Annotated in this window: 12 protein-coding genes and 1 pseudogene; 4 read left to right on the top strand and 9 right to left on the bottom strand. The window is 64.8% G+C overall.

The window, feature by feature from the left end:
* Positions 1-232: 232 nt before the first annotated feature.
* Complete coding sequence (locus HMPREF2581_RS30450) at positions 233-2,785, bottom strand: PepSY domain-containing protein (protein WP_003141343.1); 2,553 nt, start codon at positions 2,783-2,785, stop codon at positions 233-235.
* A 215-nt stretch (positions 2,786-3,000) separates the two neighbouring features.
* Complete coding sequence (gene piuA / locus HMPREF2581_RS30445) at positions 3,001-5,262, bottom strand: TonB-dependent siderophore receptor PiuA (protein ID WP_003116241.1); 2,262 nt, start codon at positions 5,260-5,262, stop codon at positions 3,001-3,003.
* A 217-nt stretch (positions 5,263-5,479) separates the two neighbouring features.
* Here piuA and HMPREF2581_RS30440 point away from each other — a divergent pair, with 217 nt between their 5' ends.
* The 3 genes from HMPREF2581_RS30440 (at position 5,480) to HMPREF2581_RS30430 (ending at position 8,903) form a co-directional block, all read left to right on the top strand.
* Positions 5,480-6,160, top strand: coding sequence for a Fe2+-dependent dioxygenase (locus HMPREF2581_RS30440; RefSeq protein ID WP_003110338.1), 681 nt, complete (start codon positions 5,480-5,482; stop codon positions 6,158-6,160).
* Positions 6,161-6,162: 2 nt separating this feature from the next.
* The gene (locus HMPREF2581_RS30435; protein ID WP_003141344.1) at positions 6,163-6,978 is read left to right on the top strand and encodes a tetratricopeptide repeat protein; all 816 of its coding nucleotides are present in this window, start codon (positions 6,163-6,165) and stop codon (positions 6,976-6,978) included.
* 122 nt (positions 6,979-7,100) lie between these two features.
* Positions 7,101-8,903, top strand: a complete 1,803-nt coding sequence (locus HMPREF2581_RS30430) for a phosphoethanolamine transferase CptA (RefSeq protein ID WP_003141345.1) — start codon at positions 7,101-7,103, stop codon at positions 8,901-8,903.
* Between the two features lie 55 nt (positions 8,904-8,958).
* Here the strand turns inward: HMPREF2581_RS30430 and HMPREF2581_RS30425 are convergent, their stop codons facing one another.
* From HMPREF2581_RS30425 to HMPREF2581_RS30400, 7 genes and pseudogenes are all read right to left on the bottom strand, one after another.
* The gene (locus tag HMPREF2581_RS30425) at positions 8,959-9,384 is read right to left on the bottom strand and encodes a VOC family protein (protein ID WP_003094613.1); all 426 of its coding nucleotides are present in this window, start codon (positions 9,382-9,384) and stop codon (positions 8,959-8,961) included.
* A 115-nt stretch (positions 9,385-9,499) separates the two neighbouring features.
* Positions 9,500-10,663, bottom strand: coding sequence for a type III PLP-dependent enzyme (locus tag HMPREF2581_RS30420; protein ID WP_003094617.1), 1,164 nt, complete (start codon positions 10,661-10,663; stop codon positions 9,500-9,502).
* Between the two features lie 451 nt (positions 10,664-11,114).
* Positions 11,115-11,819 carry a methyl-accepting chemotaxis protein gene (locus tag HMPREF2581_RS33905; protein ID WP_369700337.1) on the bottom strand — a complete coding sequence of 235 codons (705 nt, stop codon included), beginning with the start codon at positions 11,817-11,819 and terminating at the stop codon, positions 11,115-11,117.
* A 153-nt stretch (positions 11,820-11,972) separates the two neighbouring features.
* Positions 11,973-12,176: pseudogene (locus HMPREF2581_RS33900) on the bottom strand (HAMP domain-containing protein); the annotation flags it as partial.
* Positions 12,177-13,325: 1,149 nt separating this feature from the next.
* Positions 13,326-14,162 carry a regulatory signaling modulator protein AmpE gene (gene ampE / locus HMPREF2581_RS30410; protein WP_003141346.1) on the bottom strand — a complete coding sequence of 279 codons (837 nt, stop codon included), beginning with the start codon at positions 14,160-14,162 and terminating at the stop codon, positions 13,326-13,328.
* Positions 14,159-14,725: a 1,6-anhydro-N-acetylmuramyl-L-alanine amidase AmpD gene (gene ampD / locus HMPREF2581_RS30405; protein WP_003112844.1), complete on the bottom strand. Its 567-nt coding sequence runs from the start codon at positions 14,723-14,725 to the stop codon at positions 14,159-14,161. The genes ampE and ampD overlap by 4 nt, the downstream gene beginning before the upstream one ends.
* 150 nt (positions 14,726-14,875) lie before the next feature.
* The gene (locus HMPREF2581_RS30400; protein ID WP_003134886.1) at positions 14,876-17,131 is read right to left on the bottom strand and encodes a DUF1631 domain-containing protein; all 2,256 of its coding nucleotides are present in this window, start codon (positions 17,129-17,131) and stop codon (positions 14,876-14,878) included.
* Between the two features lie 285 nt (positions 17,132-17,416).
* Here HMPREF2581_RS30400 and nadC point away from each other — a divergent pair, with 285 nt between their 5' ends.
* Positions 17,417-18,265, top strand: a complete 849-nt coding sequence (nadC, locus tag HMPREF2581_RS30395; protein ID WP_003141348.1) for a carboxylating nicotinate-nucleotide diphosphorylase — start codon at positions 17,417-17,419, stop codon at positions 18,263-18,265.
* Positions 18,266-18,294: the final 29 nt, after the last annotated feature.

The raw sequence follows: 18,294 nt of genomic DNA, 5'->3' as shown, positions 1-18,294 counted from the left end.
TACCCCGCCGAAATGGCGGATAACCGCTCTGCGGTTGTTCGACGTACGCCACGGACAGCGCGAAGTCCGATAGCTCCGTAGGGCGCATGACGCCAACGGCGTCATCCGCCGATACCCCGCCGAAATGGCGGATAACCGCTCTGCGGCTATTCGCCCTACGCCACGGAAAGCCCGGCAGTCCCAGCAACTGGCAACGAAAAGGCTCCCTTGGGAGCCTTTTTCATTCATCCGTTCAGTACACGTCGCGCCGGTAACGTCCTTCGTCGGCCAGGCGTTGCAAGGCCTCCTCACCGAGCACTTCGCGCAGCACCCGGTCGACACCACCGGCCATGCCCTGCAGGCTGCCGCAGACGTACAAGGCCGCGCCCTCGTCGATCCAGCGCCGCAGTTCATCCGCCGCTTCATGCAGGCGGTCCTGGACATAGATCTTCTCCGCCTGGTCGCGGGAGAAGGCCAGGTCCAGGCGTTGCAGCTCGCCCCTGGCCAGGGCCTGCTCCAACTCCGCACGACAGTAGTAGTCGTGGGCGAAATTGCGTTCGCCGAACAGCAGCCAGTTGCGCTTGCGCCCGGCGGCAATGCTGGCGCGCAACAGGCTGCGCAGGCCGGCGAGCCCGGTGCCGTTGCCGATGAGAATCAGCGGCACGTCATCCTCCGGCAGGTGGAAACCCGCGTTGCGGCGCAGGCGCAGGGTCAGCGCGGCGCCGAGCGGCAGGTACTCGGTGAGCCAGCCGGAGCAGATGCCCAGGCTGCCGTCGGCATGCTGCTCCTGGCGTACGATCAGTTGCAGGTCGCCATCGCTCTGCAGCGACGCGATGGAGTACTGGCGCACGGAAAGCGGAATCAGCGCATCCAGCAGCGCCTGCGGGTGCAAGCCGACCAGGTGTTCGAAAGAATCCGGCAGCAGGCGCCCGGCCAGGGCCTGCTCCAGGCTCTGCTCGACGCCCTCGACCGCCACCCGCGCCTGGCCGTCCAGGTGATGCCGCTGCAGCCATTCGCGGATGCGCGCGGGCGCCTGGTGCGGAACGATCTCCAGCAGATCGCCGGCGCGCCATTGGATGGCGCTGTCGGCCGGCGCACGCAGGTCCAGCAGCCAGGTCGACTCGCCCTGGCTGCCAGGGTTCAGGCACTCCCGCCGCGCTAGCGACCAGACCTCGAAAGCCGGCGCTTCCCAGGCCGCCGGGGCGGCACCGCCGGTCACCTCGGCCAGGCTTTCCTGCCATTGGCGCAGGGCCGCGGCGTCGCCATCATCGACCTCCACTGGGGCGAACAGGCTCCGCGCGCCCTGCCCCTGCAACCAGCCCTGCATGCGCCGGGCGAAGCCGCAGAACTGCTCGTACTGGCGATCTCCCAAGGCCAGCAGGGCGTAGCTCAGGCCATCGAGGCTGGCGGCCTGGCCAAGCACCTTGCGTTCGAAGCCGCGGGCGCTGTCCGGCGCCTCACCGTCGCCGAAGGTGCTGACCACGAACAGCGCCTTGCGCGCCTCGGCGAGTTGCCCGGCATCCAGGCGCGCCAGCGATTCGACCCGCACCGGCAACCCGGCCGCCTGCAACTGGCCGGCGCTCTGCCAAGCCAGTTGCTCGGCAAAACCGCTCTGGCTGGCGTAGCCGATCAACCAGGGCTCGCCGCTGGCGCCGGCGCTGCCGCCCAGGTCGGCGCGGCTCGCCCGTACCGCGCGTTTCTTGCGCCGGCGGTCGAGGTAGAGCAGCCAGCCGGTGATGAAGAACAGCGGCATCGCCAGGCTGGCGAGCATCATCAGGATGCGTCCGGCCATGCCGAAATAGCTGCCTACGTGCAATGCATAGACGCTGGCCAGCAACTGGCTGCCGAAAGAACGGTCGCTATAGCGCTGGTCGCTTTTCACCTGGCCGTTGGCCGGGTCCAGGGTCAGGGTGTTGAAGGCACGCTCGTGCGGCGCGTCGGTCAGGCGATAGAACACTGTCGCCGGCTGGCCGCCCGCCGGTGGCAGGCGCAGGTTGTAGGCCTGCAAGCGGTCGCCGCCGGCCTGGCGGATGCTGTTCCATACCGCCGCGTAGTCGACCACCAGCGGAGCCGCATCGGCCGGGCGCTCGCCACGTCCGCCCGGCTTGCCGCGCTGCGCCTGCTGGCCGGCGGGCGCGTCGTCGAGCAGTTTGAACAGGCCGTTGCGGTACCACTCGTAGGACCAGTACAGGCCGGTCAGCGCAGCCAGCAGGTAGAGCGCCAGGCACCAGGTGCCGGCCACGGCATGCAGGTCCCAGTTGAAACTGCGCCCCTTGCGCGACCAGTCGAGGGTCAGCCAGGCGCGCCAGTCGAAAACCTTGCGCGGCCAGCGCAGGTAGAGACCGGACAGGCAGAAGAAGATCAGGATCAGGGTGCAGGCGGCGGTGACCTGCTTGCCGTACTCGCCCATGGCGAGGAAACGGTGCAGTTGCATCATCAGGTTGAAGAAACCCTCCCCGCGCGGCTCGCCGACGAAAGCCCCGGTGTAGGGATCGATCCAGCGCGACTCGCCGCGGCGCTGTCCCGGCGGCGGGGTGTAGAAGATCCGCCCGGCCTTGTCGCTGTCCATCTCGACCCAGACGAAGGCCACTTTCCGCCCCGGCTCGGCGCCTTCGATACGGCGCACCAGTTCGTCCAACGGCAGCACGCCCTCGGGGCGCTTCTGCACCACCAGCACGTCAGGGTTGAGCGCGCGCATCAGTTCGTCCTGGAACGACAGGGTCGCTCCGGTGACGCCCATCAGCGCCAGCACCAGGCCGGCGCTGATGCCGAAGAACCAATGCAACTGGAACCAGACTTTCTTCACAGGATCACCTTCACGGCCGCCGCGCGGCAACAACGGGACTACGCCGACGCCAAGCGCCGGCCAGACGACACGAGGACGTCGGCGGGCAATTCTATTTGATAATCAGTTGCGATAAAGCCGAATTAACGTTCTTTACGCTCTATTTACCCACCTGAATGCGGGAAAGCCCCATCCCGCAGGGGGAATGGGGCTTTCGTGGGGAGCGAGAGCGGCAGTCAGAAGTGGAAGTTCACCCCGAGCAATGCCGTGCGGCCCGGAGCAACGTGGGCCATGTGCGTGCTGTAGACCTGGTCGAAGTAGCGCTTGTCGGTCAGGTTCTGCACGTTCAGTTGCAGGTCGACGTTCTTGCTCACCTTGTAGCTGGCCATGGCGTCATAGCGCCAGTAGGACGGGATATAGGTAGAGTTCGCAGTGTTGCCGTACTGCTTGTCCACATAGGTGGTACCACCGCCGATAGTGAAGTTCTGCAACAGATCGTAGGTGGTCCACAGAGTGAAGTTGTTCTGCGCGGTCTGCGGCATCTTGTTGCCTTCGTCGCTCTTCACCGTCGACTTGCGGATTTCGCTGTCGAGGTAGGTGTAGCCGCCGAAGACCTTCCACTTCTCGGTCAGCTTGCCATTGAAGCCCAGCTCGACGCCCTGCACCCGCTGCTCGCCGTCCAGTACCTGAAGAGTGGAAACATCCGGCGAAGCGACCCGGGCATTGGTCTTGTCGGTGCGGAAAAGCGCGGCGTTCAGCGACAGAGCATCGTCGAAGAAGGCCCACTTGGTACCCAGTTCGAGGTTGCGGTTACGCTCCGGATCCAACCCGTTGTTGCCTACGCTGATGTCCGCCTGGCCCTCGCCGCCGGTCTCGCCGGTGGGGTTGCTCGAGGTCGACCAGGCCAGGTAGATGCTGCCGTTGGGCGCCGGTTTGTAGACCAGACCGGTCTGGTAGTTCCAGAAGTGGCTGTTGTTCTCGCGCTTGAAGTAGCCGGCGGGACCGTTGCGGCCAGCCGTCTGGTAGCCGCTGGACTTGGTATCGAAGTCGTCGTAGCGCAGGCCGAGATTCAGCTCCCATTGTTCGCTTAGCTTCAGGGTATCGAACACATAAGCCGCGCTGGTCTTGGTGTCGGTATCGGTATAGGCCAGGCCGTCGGTGATGCTGCCGGTCCAGTTGTCGCCCGGAGTCGGGCGATTCAGGCTGGTGCAGTCGCCACTAGCGAGCAATCGTGCATTGCAGGTGTTGCCGGCGCCGCCACCGGAAGTAATGGCGTACGGACGGTTGTGCACGTCCTCGTAGCTGAACTCCAGGCCGGTCACCAGGGTGTGCTTGATGAAGCCGGTTTCGAAGTTGGCCTTCAGGTCGGTCTGGTTGACCCAGCCCTTCGAGGTCGAATTGCGGCTTTTCGCCGAACGGTAGACGTAGCCGTTGGCAACGTTGCCACGGCTGTCGTCGGGGTTGCTGACGATGTAGTCGAGCGTCGTGCGCACCAGGCGGGTGCTATTCGACAGGGTCAGGTTGTCGTTCAGGTCATGCTCGATGCGGAAGGTGCCGCTGTCGGTGGTGCTCTTGCGGTAGTCGCGGTCCTTCAGGCCATAGAAGTTATCGCGATCCACCGAGGCCGGCTTGCTCGGATTGGCTTTGCTGCGGTTGACGTTGGTCAGCGGCAGGCCGTAGTCCGGCATGTCATCGGTGCTGAGATGGTAATAGGACAGGGTGGCGCGGGTCGGCGTGTCGAAGCCGAAGGTAACGGTCGGAGCCACGCCCCAGCGGCTGACGCTGACTTCGTCGCGCCCTGCGACGTGGGCATCGTGCTTCATCAGGTTGAGGCGGAAGGCGGCGTTGTCGCCAATCATCCGGTTCACGTCGAGAGTAGTGCGGCGGGTCTGGTCTGAGCCCCAGGTGAAGCCGGCGTCGGTGAAGTTGTCCTGCTTGGCGGTCTTGCTGATCAGGTTCAGGCTGCCACCGGTGGAGCCGGCGCCGGTGTAGGCCGAGCCCGGGCCCTTGCTGACCTCGATCTGCTCGACGTTGAACACCTCGCGGGTTTGCGAGGCGACGTCGCGCATACCGTCGAGGAACGTATCGCTCTCGGCGTTGAAGCCACGGATGAATGGCCGGTCGCCTGCGGGGTTGCCGCCCTCGCCCGCGCCGAAGGTGATACCCGGGGTGGTGCGCAGTGCGTCGGCCAGGGTCAGGGCGCCAGTGTCCTTGATCACCTGTTGCGGGATCACGGTGACGGTCTTCGGCGTATCCAGCAGCGGCGCGGTGTACTTCTTCGACGCCGAGCGGTCGACGTTATAGGTGGTTTCGTCCTGCTGCTCGCCGACGATGGTGGCCGCATCCAGCGACAGTACGCGGTCCTTGTCGGTCTTTTTCTGCCCGGCCTCGTCGGCGTGGGCTGCCTGCGGTGCGGCGATGGCGGTGATGGCGACACCGATGGCAGAAGCCAGCAGACGTTGCGAAGAAACGGCGGTATCCGTGGACTGACGCGACATTCGAAACCCCTCCCCGGGAGCTGTGAAGGTCGCGGAATTTATTGCAGATCAGAATTGTTATCAATTATTACGGATTCGCATTCGACAGGAATTTACATTCTTTACAATTTTCTCATTACATTTTTTCCCATCTCGCTCGTCTACAACCTCTGGCGGTTTTACATGTCCAATGCAAATCAATATCATTGGCAATCATTTCGCCTTCATGGACAGCGCCATGTTGCTGCATATTCCCGCCATCTTCACCGCCGAGGAAGTCTCCCGGATCCGCGCAGCCCTGGAGCAGGCGGAATGGGCCGACGGCAAGGCGACCGCCGGCTACCAATCGGCCAAGGCCAAGCACAACCTGCAACTGCCGCAGGACCACCCGCTGGCCCGGGAGATCGGCGAAGCCATGCTGCAGCGCCTGTGGAACCATCCCCTGTTCATGTCCGCCGCCCTGCCGCTCAAGGTCTTCCCGCCGCTGTTCAACTGCTATACCGGCGGGGGCTCGTTCGACTTCCACATCGACAACGCCGTGCGCGACGTCCATGGCGGCCGCGAGCGGGTCCGTACCGACCTGTCCTCGACCCTCTTCTTCAGCGACCCGGAGGACTATGACGGCGGCGAACTGGTGATCCAGGACACCTACGGCCTGCAACAGGTGAAGCTGCCCGCCGGCGATCTGGTGCTCTATCCCGGCACCAGCCTGCACAAGGTCAATCCGGTCACCCGCGGCGCGCGCTACGCCTCGTTCTTCTGGACCCAGAGCCTGGTCCGCGAAGACAGTCAGCGCACCCTGCTATTCGAAATGGACCAGTCGATCCAGCGACTCACCCACGACGTGCCCGACCATCCCTCGCTGATCCGCCTAACCGGCACCTACCACAATCTCCTGCGGCGCTGGTCGGAACTCTGAACATGCGCCACCTGCTGCTCCGTCACGACGCACTGGACGCCGAAGGTTTCGCCGCACAACTGGCCGGTACCCCGGGCGAGGTTGCCCAGGCCATCCTCGGCGCTGCGCGCGAGGGCCTGACGGAAGCCCAGGCCCTGCTCGGACAGATCCTTCTGGACGGCCAAGGCATCCAGCGCGACCCGCCCCTGGCGCGGACCTGGTTCGCGATCGCCGCCGGGCACGGCCACGCAATGGCGCGCAATATGCTCGCTCGCTGCCTGGAACATGGCTGGGGCGGCCCGGCGGATCCAGCCGCGGCAGCGGTCCACTATCGGATCGCCGCCCAGGCCGGCCTCGACTGGGCCCGCTACAACCTGGCCAATCTTCACGCTACCGGCCGCGGGGTGCCCCAGGACCAGCCGCGCGCCTATGCGCTGTATCGGCAAGCGGCCGAGCAGGGCCACGCGAAAGCGATGAACCTGGTGGGGCGCTACCACGAAGAAGGCCTGGTGGTCGCTCGCGACCTGGCGCAAGCTGCGCACTGGTATCGACGCTCCGCCGAGGGTGGTGATTTTCGCGGCCAGTTCAGCCACGCCGCGATGCTCAGCGCCTCGGGCCGCCATGCCGAAGCCGAAACCTGGCTCCGGCGTGCCCTCGAAGGCGGCAACCTGAACTTCCTGCGCAGCGCCCGCCATGGCCTGGAGCAGTCGGCCCACCCACCGTTCCGCAGCCTGGCGCTGGCCTACTACCGACGCGCGGCGCAGTTGGGCGACGACACCGATCGAGAGGCCCTGGAACAGGCGCTCGAACGTCACGGGCACGCACGACTGCCCGCCTGACGAACAACGCACGACCCTTTGTTCACGCCCACATAACACTTTTTTGACAAGCCTTTCCCTACCCTCGCCGTTTCATCGAGGCGAACGACGATCGCGCCTCCGATCCATCGAACGAGGCTATCGTGTCCCCCACCCCACCACGCGTTACGCGCAATCGCATCGACTGGGCCGGCCTGGGCTGGCTGTTCCTGTTCTTCTGGTTCTTCTCCGGTATCACCCAACTGCTCCTGCTGACCTCCGGCAACAGCGGTTTCTCCGGTTTCCGCAACGCCATGGTGCTGAGCACCATCTGGCTTGCGCCGGTGTTACTGTTCCCGCGCTGGACCAAGCCGCTGGCCGCCGTCATCGGGCTGGTGCTGTGGGCCGCCTCGCTGGTCGGCCTGAGCTATTTCGGCATCTATCACCAGGAATTTTCGCAAAGCGTGATCTTCGTGATGTTCGAGTCGAACACCGCCGAGGCCAGCGAATATTTCAGCCAGTACTTCAACCCCTGGATGACCCTCGGCCTGGTGCTCTACAGCCTGGTCGCCATCCTCCTCTGGCGCCGCCTGCGCCCGGTCTACCTGCCGCGCTTCAGCGCCCTGCCGGTGGCGGTGCTGCTGATCGTCGCGACCATCGGTTATCCGTTCTACAAGCAACTGGTCAGCCAGGGCCGGCCCTTCGACGAAGCCCTGGACAAGGTCCAGGCGCGCATGGAACCGGCGGTGCCCTGGCAATTGCTGATCGGCTACCAGCAATACCGCCAGCAACTGGGCAGCATGCAGGCGCTGTTGCAAAAGAACGCGGCCCTACCGCCGCTGAAGAACCTCGTCGATGCCAATGGCGATACGCCGCGCACGCTGGTCCTGGTGATCGGCGAATCCACGTCGCGCAAGCACATGAGCCTCTACGGCTATCCACGCGAAACGACCCCGCAGCTGGACGCACTGAAGGCCGCGAACCGGAACCTCACGGTATTCAACAACGTGGTGGCGTCGCGGCCATATACCATCGAGGTGCTGCAGCAGGTGCTAACGTTCGCTGACCAGGAGCATCCCGACCGCTTCCTCACCGATCCGTCGCTGATGAACCTGATGAAGCAGGCCGGCTACAAAACCTTCTGGATCACCAACCAGCAGACTATGACCAAGCGCAACACCATGCTGACGACCTTCGCCCAGCAGACCGATGCGCAGTTCTACCTGAACAACCAGCGCAGCCAGAACGCCAGCCAGCTGGACGGCGCGGTGCTGGCGCCCTTCGCCAAGGTGCTGGACGACCCGGCGCCGAAGAAGTTCATCGTGGTCCATCTGCTCGGCACCCACATGAACTACAAGTACCGCTATCCCGCCGACTACGCTCGCTTCGTCGACCGCCAGGGCGCCCCGGCGGCCCTCAGCGACGACCAGGTGGAGGTCTACAACAGCTACGACAACGCCGTGCTGTACAACGACTACGTGGTCTCCAGCCTGATCAAGGGCTTCGCCAACAGCGATCCGAACGGCTTCCTGGTCTACCTCTCGGACCATGGCGAGGAAGTCTTCGACGAAGCCCCGCACGACCGCCTCGGCCGCAACGAAGGCGACCCGACCCGCGGCATGTACACCGTGCCCTTCCTGGTCTGGACTTCGCCCAGCTGGCAGCAGACCCACCCACGCGACCTGCAGGCCCTGGTCGACCGACGCTACAGCAGCGAAGACCTGATCCATACCTGGTCCGACCTCGCCGGCCTCAACTATGACCTCTTCGATCCGACCAAGAGCCTGGTGAGCAACGACTTCCAGCATGAAGTCCGCTGGATCGGCAACCCCTATGCCCACAATGGCTTGCGCGACTTCGACAAGCTGCCGCTGGACAAGGCCGACGCCGGGCAGCAGGTCGCCCAGGCCGGACGACCCGCGCCAACGACGCCGCGCGCACCGTCCCGCCAGCCGAACGAAGGCTGACCGCCGCCAAAGAAAACGCCCCGCCGAGCGGGGCGTTTTTCCATCCGTAGCGCCCTCAGGGCAAGACCAGGTTGCCCTGCTCGTCGAACGGCCAGAACGGGTTGTAGGCAATTTCCCAAAGGTGTCCATCCGGGTCGGCGACATATCCGGAGTAGCCACCCCAGAACACTTCCTGCGGCATCTTGGTCGCCTGCCCGCCGGCCGCCGTAGCTGCGGAGAACAGACGGTCCACCTCGTCCCGCGAGGCGCAGTTGCAGGCCAGGGTGATAGCCGCGAAGCCGGTCGGACGATCTTCCACCTGCGCATCCTCGGCGAGGGCGCTGCGTCCGTAGAGGCCGAGGACCAGGTTGCGGCCCTTGAGAAATACCACCTGCTCGTTGCCGTCCGAAGAGGGCTGCCAGCCCAGCGCCTGGTAGTAGAGAGAGGAGCGGGCCAGATCGGCGACCCCGAGGGTCACCAGGGAAACACCGTTACCTGTCATGTCGGCGTCCTTGTCATGGGTTGTCGAACAAGGCTGGCACGAGCGCCGCGAGGCTTCCAGAGCGACATGAAAAAGCCCCGCCGAGGCGGGGCTCTTCGTAACAGAGGCGACTGCGCTAGAGGTAGAACGCCTTCAGCGGCGGGAAGCCGTTGAACTCCACCGCACTGTAGCTGGTGGTGTAGGCGCCGGTAGACAGCCAGTAAAGGCGGTCGCCGCTCGCCAGGTTCAGCGGGAGGCCATACTTGTAGTGCTCGTACATGATGTCGGCGCTGTCGCAGGTCGGGCCGGCGATCACCACCTCTTCCATCTCGCCCTGCTTCTCGGTCCAGATCGGGAACTTGATCGACTCGTCCATGGTTTCGATCAGTCCGGAGAACTTGCCGACGTCGGCATAGACCCAGCGCTCCACGGCGGTCCGCGACTTGCGGGCGACCAGCACCACTTCGCTGACCAGGATGCCGGCATTGGCGATCAGCGAACGGCCCGGCTCGAGGATGATTTCCGGCAGGTCGTCGCCGAAGTCCTCCTTGAGGAAGCGGATGATCTCCTCCGCATAGGTTTCCAGGTCGTTGGTCTTGGTGATGTAGTTGGCCGGGAAGCCGCCGCCCATGTTGATCATCTTCAGGACGATGCCGTCTTCTTCCTTCAGGCGCTCGAAGATCACCTTGACCTTAGCGATCGCCGCGTCCCACACCGAGATGTCGCGCTGCTGCGAACCGACGTGGAAGGAAATGCCGTAGGGCTCCAGGCCCAGCTGGCGGGCCAGGATCAGCAGGTCCATGGCCATGTCGGTCTGGCAGCCGAACTTGCGCGACAACGGCCAGTCTGCGGTAGTCGAGCCCTCGGTGAGGATACGCACGTAGACCTTGGCGCCGGGAGCGGCCTTGGCGATGTTGCGCAGGTCGGCTTCGGAGTCGGTGGCGAACAAGCGCACGCCCTTCTCGTAGAAGTAGCGGATGTCCTTGGATTTCTTGATGGTGTTGCCGTAGCTGATGCGCTCCGGACCGACGCCGGTCTTCATCACCTTGTCCAGTTCGTAGATCGAGGCGATATCGAAGTTCGAACCCTTGTCGCGCAGCAGCTCGGTGATTTCGGTAGCGGGATTGGCCTTCACCGCGTAGTAGATCCTGGCGAAGGGGAAGCAGTCGGTCAGTTGGTCGTAGGCATCGGCGATGGTTTGCTTGTCGATGACCACGAAGGGGGTTTCCTGCTTGTCGGCGAAGGCCTTCATGCGCTGGAAGGTTTCAGGGGCGAAATAATCCTCGACCTTGATGGACATGGTTGGGACTCCCAATGGCAAAACACATGGATTCGTAGGGGTGAAGCTGAACGTCTAATCCGTTTCCCCACTTTGGTTCGCCTACTTCCCAAGGCATGTCGCCGAGTATCACCTGCCTGCCGGCAGCCACCGCCTGTTCATCCTGGTAGGTCGCGCGCGTGTCCCGCGCGACGACCTGGCCGCTTGAGCAGCGGACGTCGCCTTGCCACAAGGCGATCTCTCGTCGTCAGTACTTGAGCCGGATGGATCGTTTCCAGCATGGACGTTCGGGCGCGAACTTTAGGACCAAGGGGACGCGAGATCAATAAAAAAATGCCGCGATTTCGCCTCCGCCTGTCGCACCGCCGGATTGACCTGCTCAGCCTTTACCCCATGTGCATGACAGTGGGATGTCCCCGTCCGCCCAGCGTTCAATCGGATGGACGAAAAACGTCCCGCGCAGGCCTTGCGCCTACACCCGGAACGCACCGATCAGGCGTTTCAGCTGGGTCACCTGGGCGCCCAGTTCGCGGCTGGCCCGTTCGGTCTGGCTGGCGCCTTCCGCGGTGCGCTCGCCGGCCTGGTTGATCTCGACGATGTTCTGGTCGATATCGTGGGCCACGGCGGTCTGTTGCTCGGCGGCGGCGGCGATCTGCTGGTTCTGGTCGACGATCATGCCCACCGCGCCGAGGATATTCTCCAGTGCCTGCTGCACCTGCGCCGACTCGTTGACCGTGCCATCGGCGGTATGGTGGCTGCTGCCCATCGCCTTCACCGCCGCATCGACGCCGCCCTGCAGGCGCAGGATCATCTGTTCGATCTCGGCGGTGGATTGCTGGGTGCGCTTGGCCAGCGTGCGCACCTCGTCGGCCACCACCGCGAAACCGCGCCCCTGCTCCCCGGCACGAGCGGCCTCGATCGCCGCATTGAGCGCCAGCAGGTTGGTCTGTTCGGCGATGCCCTTGATCACATCCAGCACCTGGCTGATCGAGGCGCTGTCACTGGCCAGGCGATTGATCGCCGCCACCGACTGGTCGATCTCGCCGGCCAGGCGCTGGATGCTACCCACCTGCGACTCGACCAGGCTGCGCCCGCTGAGGGTTTCCTGGTTCACGCTGTTCGCGCTGCTCACCGCCATCGCCGCGCTGCGTGCCACTTCCTGGGCGGTAGCGGCCATCTGGTTCATCGCCGTGGCCACCTGCTCGATCTGGCTGCGTTGCCCGGCTACCGCCTGGTTGCTTTCGGCCGACACCGACTCGACGCGCAGGGTCTGCCGCTCGACCTCGCCGACGGTCTGGCTGACCCGCTCGATCAGGTCGTGGATCTTCGCCACCGACTCGTTGAACGATTGTCCCAGCTCGCCCAGTTCGTCACGGCTGCGGGCCTGGAAGCTGACCGTCATGTCGCCGCCGGCGACGCGCTCCATCATTCGCCCGAGATCCTTCAGGGTGGCGCGGGTGGAGACGTAGAAACCGCCGTAGAGGTATAGGATCGCGGCGAAAACCACGGCCAGCGCGGCGACTAGCAACAGCATCTGCGTGCGCACCTGTTGCAGGCGCTTTTGCAACTGGGTATCGAGATAGCCGAGAACGGCGTCGTCGAGCTGGTAGGTCTTGTCCATCGCCGCGCTGACCTGATCGTAGAACTGCGTCCACGGGGTATCCAGCGTCTCGGCCACGATCACCCGGTCCTCGAACAACTGCCCCAGGCTCTTCAGGGTCTCGCGACTGGCCTGGGCGGCCTCCTCGAGCGCCGGTGGGCTGCCGGCCAGGGACTCCTGCAGCTTCAGGCCGTACTCGCCATGCAGTTTCTCGAACTCCAGCAGCAGTTCGTCGAGCCGCGCGCTGGAGGACGAATTGAGGAAACCCTGGCCCAGGGAGTAGGCGCCGATGGCGCGCCCCTTGCTGATGGCCGCCGTCACCTCCGGCGTTATCGAGCCGACCAGCTCGCTGAGCTGGCGCACCTGGCGCTGGCTGTCCTGGCTGAGCCCGGCCTGGGCGATGAGCAACTTGATGAATACCTGTGCGCTACCGAGCAGCTTCTCCGCCCGTGCGCCCTTGCCCTGCAGGGACCCTTCGGCCTCCACGGCCTGCAAGCCGTTGAGCAACCGGTCGCGCTGGGCCTCGAATTCGGCTACCGCCGCACCATCCTCGCTGAGCGGCGCCAGCGCCTCGAGCCGCCCGCGCAGCCCCTTCTGGACGTCCGCGATGCGCGCTTCCAGATCGCCGGCCTTGCCGGACTGGCCGATGACCGCATTGATCTGCAACAGATCGTTGAGGGACTCCAGGCCACGCCGGATCTGAAGTCCGCTACCCAGCAGCGTCAAGCTCTGCAGTTCGATCCGGGTGTCGCTGAACTGGCGATAGGCATCGCGCACCAGATAGAAGCTGGTGATCAGCAGCGGCAGGAAGAACAGCACGCTGATCAGGCCGAACTTCATGCCGAAGCTGAGCCGGTTCATCAGCGCGATAGCGGGATAGAGTACGGTCTTCACCCAGACGTCTCCTGATTGTTCTTATCGTTCTGAGAGATGCCGCCGCGTGGCGACATTGACGCACGGAGTCCGCTCGGTAATGGCCTTTCGAAATCATGCGGACACGTTCACCTGTGTACCCGATATCGGCCTGGTGTTCTGTAACTTAAGGTTAACGGGGAATCGCAAGCGGATTCCCCGTCGCTACGCTCAGAGGAACAGCGCGCAGAAGGCGAACACGGCGTACCAGAGCACGGCCGCACGCACCAGCAATTGCCAGAGCGCATCCAGGCTGGCGACGCCGGCGGCACCCAGTTCGACCGCTTCGACATCGCTGGCGACCCGTCCGGCCTTGCCCAGCAGCGCGGCCGCCGAGATGTCCCAGGCCAGCAGCCAGTGCAGCAGCACGCGGATAACCGCGAGGAAGTTGCCGACCAGGGCGAAGCTCAGCACCAGCGCACGCACCGGCAACCAGTCGAGGATATGCCGGACGCGCGCCGCCTGTTCGCGCAACGCCGGCTGGCGGGCGTGCTCCAGCGCCAGTGCCAGCAGGCGATAGGCCAGGGCCGCCACCGGGCCGAGCAAGGCATACCAGAAGATCACCGCGAAGAAGCTCTGGTAGCCCTGCCAGAGCAGATGGCCGTGCACCCGGCCGATCAGGTCGCTCTCGCTGCCGCCCAGGATCCCCAGATCGCGTTCGGCGACATGGAAGGCAGCCTGGGCCTCCTCGCGCCGCCAGGCGTCGCGGAACGGCCCGAGGTCGGCCATGACGTCGCCGCGGCCGAGACTGTAGACCACCACCAGAAGATGCAGCGGAAGACTCAGCCAGCCATAGGCCAGCGGCTGCAGCAATGTCAGCAGCAGGGCCAGCGGCAGCAACGGCAGGACTACCGCGAGCAGCAGCCCCAGCCAGGAGCGGCGGGACACCGAGGGCAGGTCCTCGACCAGGCTCAGCCAGGCGAGCCAGGCGCCATCGCGCTGGATACGCCGGCGCCAGCCGGAGAACTTCTCCAGCGCAAGAGCCAGCAGCAACACCAGGAACGTCATGTTTCCTCCTTGGAATCGGTCAATCCGGCGCGGTAGCGCGACCAGTCGAAAGCCTCGCCGGGATCGGTCTTGCGCTCCGGGGCGATATCGCAGTGGCCCTGGATGCGTTCCGGGGTGATCCCCGGGAAGGCCGCGCGCAACAGCCGCGTCAGCCCGGCCAGGGCAGTGTACTGCGCGTCCGTGTACGGTTCCGTGTCGGTCCCCTCCAGTTCGATGCCAAGGGAGAAGTCGTTGCACGCCTCGCGACCGTCGAAGCAGGAAACCCCGGCATGCCAGGCGCGGTCGTGACAGGAGACGAACTGGGTGATGGCGCCGTCGCGTTCGATGAGGAAATGCGCGGAAACCGTCAGGTGGCGGATCTCCTCGAAATAGGGATGTTCGTTCGGGTCCAGACGATTCTGGAAGAACGCCTGGACCTTGCCGGTGCCGAACTGTCCCGGCGGCAGGCTGATATTGTGGATGACCAGCAGCGACACCGCGTCCCCTTGCGGACGCAGGTTGAAATTCGGTGAAGGGCAGTGGCGGACGCCACGGACCCAGCCGGTAACGGAATCGAAATGCATACGGGCTCCTGAACGAGCCCCCACTCTAATCCAGCGGCGCCGGAATGACGATCAGGCGGGCTCTGGATCGGCCGCTTCGACATGCGTCGAGGAAAGGTATTACCCGCAAGAACGAAAAGACCCGGCATCCGCCGGGTCCTCGAGAAGCGGCTAGGCGCCCTTGAGGCGCCGCAGGTTGCCGATCACCGACTCCAGGGCCCGGTCGAACAGCAAGGCATCGTCCAGCAGGCGTACCGCCTGCCGGCGAAACTCCACCGCCAGGCCCATGCGGGTCTTTTCCAGGACCTTCATCCCGGTGCGATTGACGAAGATGTAGCGACCGGTGGGCCGGATCACTGCCGCCAGCTTGCAGCGCAGCTTGTGCTCGGCGTCCTCCTGGATTTCCACCCAACTGCCGACACGCAGCGCATCGACCCGCAGCAGTGCCTCGTCGTTGTCCGGCAGGCGCACTTCGCTCTCGACAGGCGCCGGGGCGGCGTCCGGCGAGGTCAGGACAATTTCCTCGACCACCCGCAGCATGACCGGCGCCCGGGGCTTTTCCGCGGCCGTGCCCGGGGTCGCTTCGTCGAGCAGCGGGCTGTCCGCGACCGCCGCCTCGCCGCGCTTGTCGCGCTGCAGGCCCTGGACATGCAGGGTTTCCAGCTGGCTGAAGAATTCTCCGGTGGAAAACGGATCGAAGGCTGCGCTGGCCAATCCCTCGCGCAGCGCCTTGAGCAGGCCTGGCACGCGCTCCAGCAACTGTTGGCGGGACAGCGGATCATCATGCGGGCCGACGCTCCAGATCAGCTCGTCCATGGTATCCAGGGCCTCCCGCCACTCGGCCGAAGCCTTGCCATGCTTGAGGCAGATCAGCAGCATCACCTTGCTCCAGGCATCCCGCAGCAGGCGCACCACCACCTCCGGCAGGACCTTGCCGAGCAGTCGCTGGTTCAGCACCTGCTCCACGTCCTGACGAGCCAGTTCGGCCTTGGCGCGGCCTTCCTCGGCGTCGCGGGTGCGTTGCTCGAGGAGCTCGCTGCGGCGGCGCTCGTCGCCGGTGAAGGCAATGAAGTCCTCCAGCAACTCGGCGAAGATCGCCGGGTCGTCGACGAAGTCGTTCAACAGCCGCATCACGACCTGTTCGATCTTCTGGTACAGGCTGTCGCGCCGGGCATCATTGTGTTCGGCCCAGCCCAGCGACGCGGATGCGATCTCGTTGAGCAGGCGACGCGCCGGATGGCTACCGCGGCTGAAGAAGGTCTTGTCGAGCAGGGCCACCTTGAGCATCGGGATCTGCATCCGACCGATCAGGGCCTTCAGCGAATCAGGCAGGGTGCGGTCGTCGAGAATGAACTCGAACAGCATCGACACCAGGTTGATGACGTCATCGTCCACCTGGCCGACCACCCGAGAACGGCCGCTCTTGTGGCTGACCCGCTGGAGCAGTTGGTCGACCCCGTCGCGGACGTCGAACTCCGCGGCGCCAGGGCCCGGCAAGTGCTGTTGCAGGTGGGAAAGCAGGCGCATCAGGTCGTTGCTGGAAATCGGCGCGGCATTCTCAGGCGTTTCGCGACGGTAGAAGGAAGGATTGTCGCGGACCTGCGCCAGCAGTTCCTGCAGCGCGCCGAAGACTTCCTGCTGACCGCCGTCGAGCAGCGCAGCCTGTGCCTGCAGGGTCCCGGCATCGCGCACCGCTTCGGGACGGACAGCGGGCTGACGCCGCGGCAGCGCGGATTTGAGTTCCGGCAGCACGCCCGCAGCGACCAGGATCTGGTTGGCCTCGGCGTACAACTGGTCGCAATGGGCCAGGACGTACTTCTCGAACAGCTTGAGAATGATCAGCTTGACCTTGATCTCGACGCCGAGCCCCTGGCAGGCATCGAGGAAAGCCGAGGTCAGCGGACGCGGAGCGAGGGGATTGCTCTTCTCGTCGACCTTCCGGCCGACCAGGGTGTTCAGGCGGGTGCTCAGGTGGGCCAGCGCGGAGGCATCGCGGCTCATCACCCGCGCCACCATCGCGTCCACCGCGACGGACTCCTCCAGTTCCTCGTTCTGTACCAGGCTGAGGCTATCGAAGGACACGGTATCCAGGGTCGGCACGGATTTGCCGGACTGTACCTGGTTGAGCGCCGAGAACTCCTCGAAGACCTTCTGCAGGTAGACCCGCTCGATACTCTTGCGCTTGAGGCGCAGGTCGCGCATGGCTTCGAAGAAAGCGTTCTGTTCGAGGTTGCTGGTGGCTCGGTCGGCCATTTCGAAGAGGGTGTCGTCGGCGTTGTCGAACAACGCCTGCAACGCCTGTTTCAGCTGCAGCGCCGCCTTGTCGCGCACCTGCACGAGGATGACCGGCAGGCGCCCCGCTCCGGCGTTCGGCGACGGCTCGGAAGCGACCCTGGTCAGGTGCACCACATTGGCATCGTTCTGCATCGGGACTCTCCTGCCACCCTCGCGGCCGCGCATGGAATGGCAAAAATCGGGCACAGAGGATCGATTGGCGTCGTCCGTAACGTCAATTTCCAGGCGTCAAAAACAAGTATCTACATTCATTATAGAGATACTTTCAAATCTAGATAGAGGGTTTTCCTATAGACATGACTCTCTTCACACAAGCGAAGGCCGATGAATGGCGGCCGTCCCGACCGGCGCCCAGGTAGGCACAGACGCCGTCCGCCGCGCTCCGTATAATCGCCCGATCTCGTACAGGAGCCCGCCATGCCTAACCTCACCCTTGCCGACCTCCAAGGCGAAATCCAGGCCAACGTCCGCACCGCCCTGGCGGAAGACGTCGGCGGCGGCGACCTTACCGCTCAGTTGATCGATCCACAGCGCGAGGCCGAGGCCCGGGTGATTACCCGCGAGCACGCGACGATCGCGGGCCGCGCCTGGGTCGACGAGGTCTTCCGCCAGGTCGATCCCCGAGTGCTGGTGACCTGGCAGGTGGAGGACGGCCAGCGAGTCGAGCCGAACCAGATGCTGTTCCAGCTAAAAGGTCCGGCCCGCGCCCTGCTCACCGGCGAGCGCAGCGCGCTGAACTTCCTCCAGCTGCTTTCCGGTACCGCCACCCGCAGCCAGCACTACGCCGACCTGGTCGCAGGCACCACGGTGAAGCTGCTCGACACCCGCAAGACCCTGCCCGGCCTGCGCCTCGCGCAGAAGTACGCGGTCACCTGCGGCGGTTGCCACAACCACCGCATCGGCCTCTACGATGCCTTCCTGATCAAGGAAAACCACATCGCCGCCTGCGGCGGTATCCATCGGGCAATCGCCGAAGCCCGGCGCATAGCACCCGGCAAGCCGGTGGAAGTGGAAGTGGAGAACCTCGATGAACTGCGCCAGGCGCTGGAGGCCGGCGCCGATATCGTCATGCTCGACGAACTCAGCCTGGACGACATGCGCACCGCCGTCGCCCTCACCGCCGGCCGTGCCAAGCTGGAAGCTTCCGGCGGAATCAACGAGGGCACCCTGCGCAACATCGCCGAGACCGGCGTCGACTACATCTCCATCGGCACCCTGACCAAGGATGTCAGGGCCGTCGACCTGTCCATGCGCCTCACCCTCTGAACGAATCGCAGGCGAAAAAAGCCCCGCCG

It is taken from the genome of Pseudomonas sp. HMSC057H01, from assembly GCF_001836405.1.
GTDB lineage: Bacteria > Pseudomonadota > Gammaproteobacteria > Pseudomonadales > Pseudomonadaceae > Pseudomonas > Pseudomonas aeruginosa.
Note: the sequence above shows the minus strand (reverse complement) of the source record. Positions and strands in the feature narration are given on the sequence as shown.

What these genes read in the sequence shown, in the direction of transcription:
- HMPREF2581_RS30420 (WP_003094617.1), bottom strand. Translation starts at nt 10,663, where the DNA reads ATGTCCATCAAGGTCGAGGATTATTTCGCCCCTGAAACCTTCCAGCGC.
- HMPREF2581_RS30440 (WP_003110338.1), top strand. Translation starts at nt 5,480, where the DNA reads ATGTTGCTGCATATTCCCGCCATCTTCACCGCCGAGGAAGTCTCCCGG.
- ampD (WP_003112844.1), bottom strand. Translation starts at nt 14,725, where the DNA reads ATGCATTTCGATTCCGTTACCGGCTGGGTCCGTGGCGTCCGCCACTGC.
- HMPREF2581_RS30400 (WP_003134886.1), bottom strand. Translation starts at nt 17,131, where the DNA reads ATGCAGAACGATGCCAATGTGGTGCACCTGACCAGGGTCGCTTCCGAG.
- nadC (WP_003141348.1), top strand. Translation starts at nt 17,417, where the DNA reads ATGCCTAACCTCACCCTTGCCGACCTCCAAGGCGAAATCCAGGCCAAC.
- ampE (WP_003141346.1), bottom strand. Translation starts at nt 14,162, where the DNA reads ATGACGTTCCTGGTGTTGCTGCTGGCTCTTGCGCTGGAGAAGTTCTCC.
- HMPREF2581_RS33905 (WP_369700337.1), bottom strand. Translation starts at nt 11,819, where the DNA reads ATGGCCGCTACCGCCCAGGAAGTGGCACGCAGCGCGGCGATGGCGGTG.
- piuA (WP_003116241.1), bottom strand. Translation starts at nt 5,262, where the DNA reads ATGTCGCGTCAGTCCACGGATACCGCCGTTTCTTCGCAACGTCTGCTG.
- HMPREF2581_RS30435 (WP_003141344.1), top strand. Translation starts at nt 6,163, where the DNA reads ATGCGCCACCTGCTGCTCCGTCACGACGCACTGGACGCCGAAGGTTTC.
- HMPREF2581_RS30425 (WP_003094613.1), bottom strand. Translation starts at nt 9,384, where the DNA reads ATGACAGGTAACGGTGTTTCCCTGGTGACCCTCGGGGTCGCCGATCTG.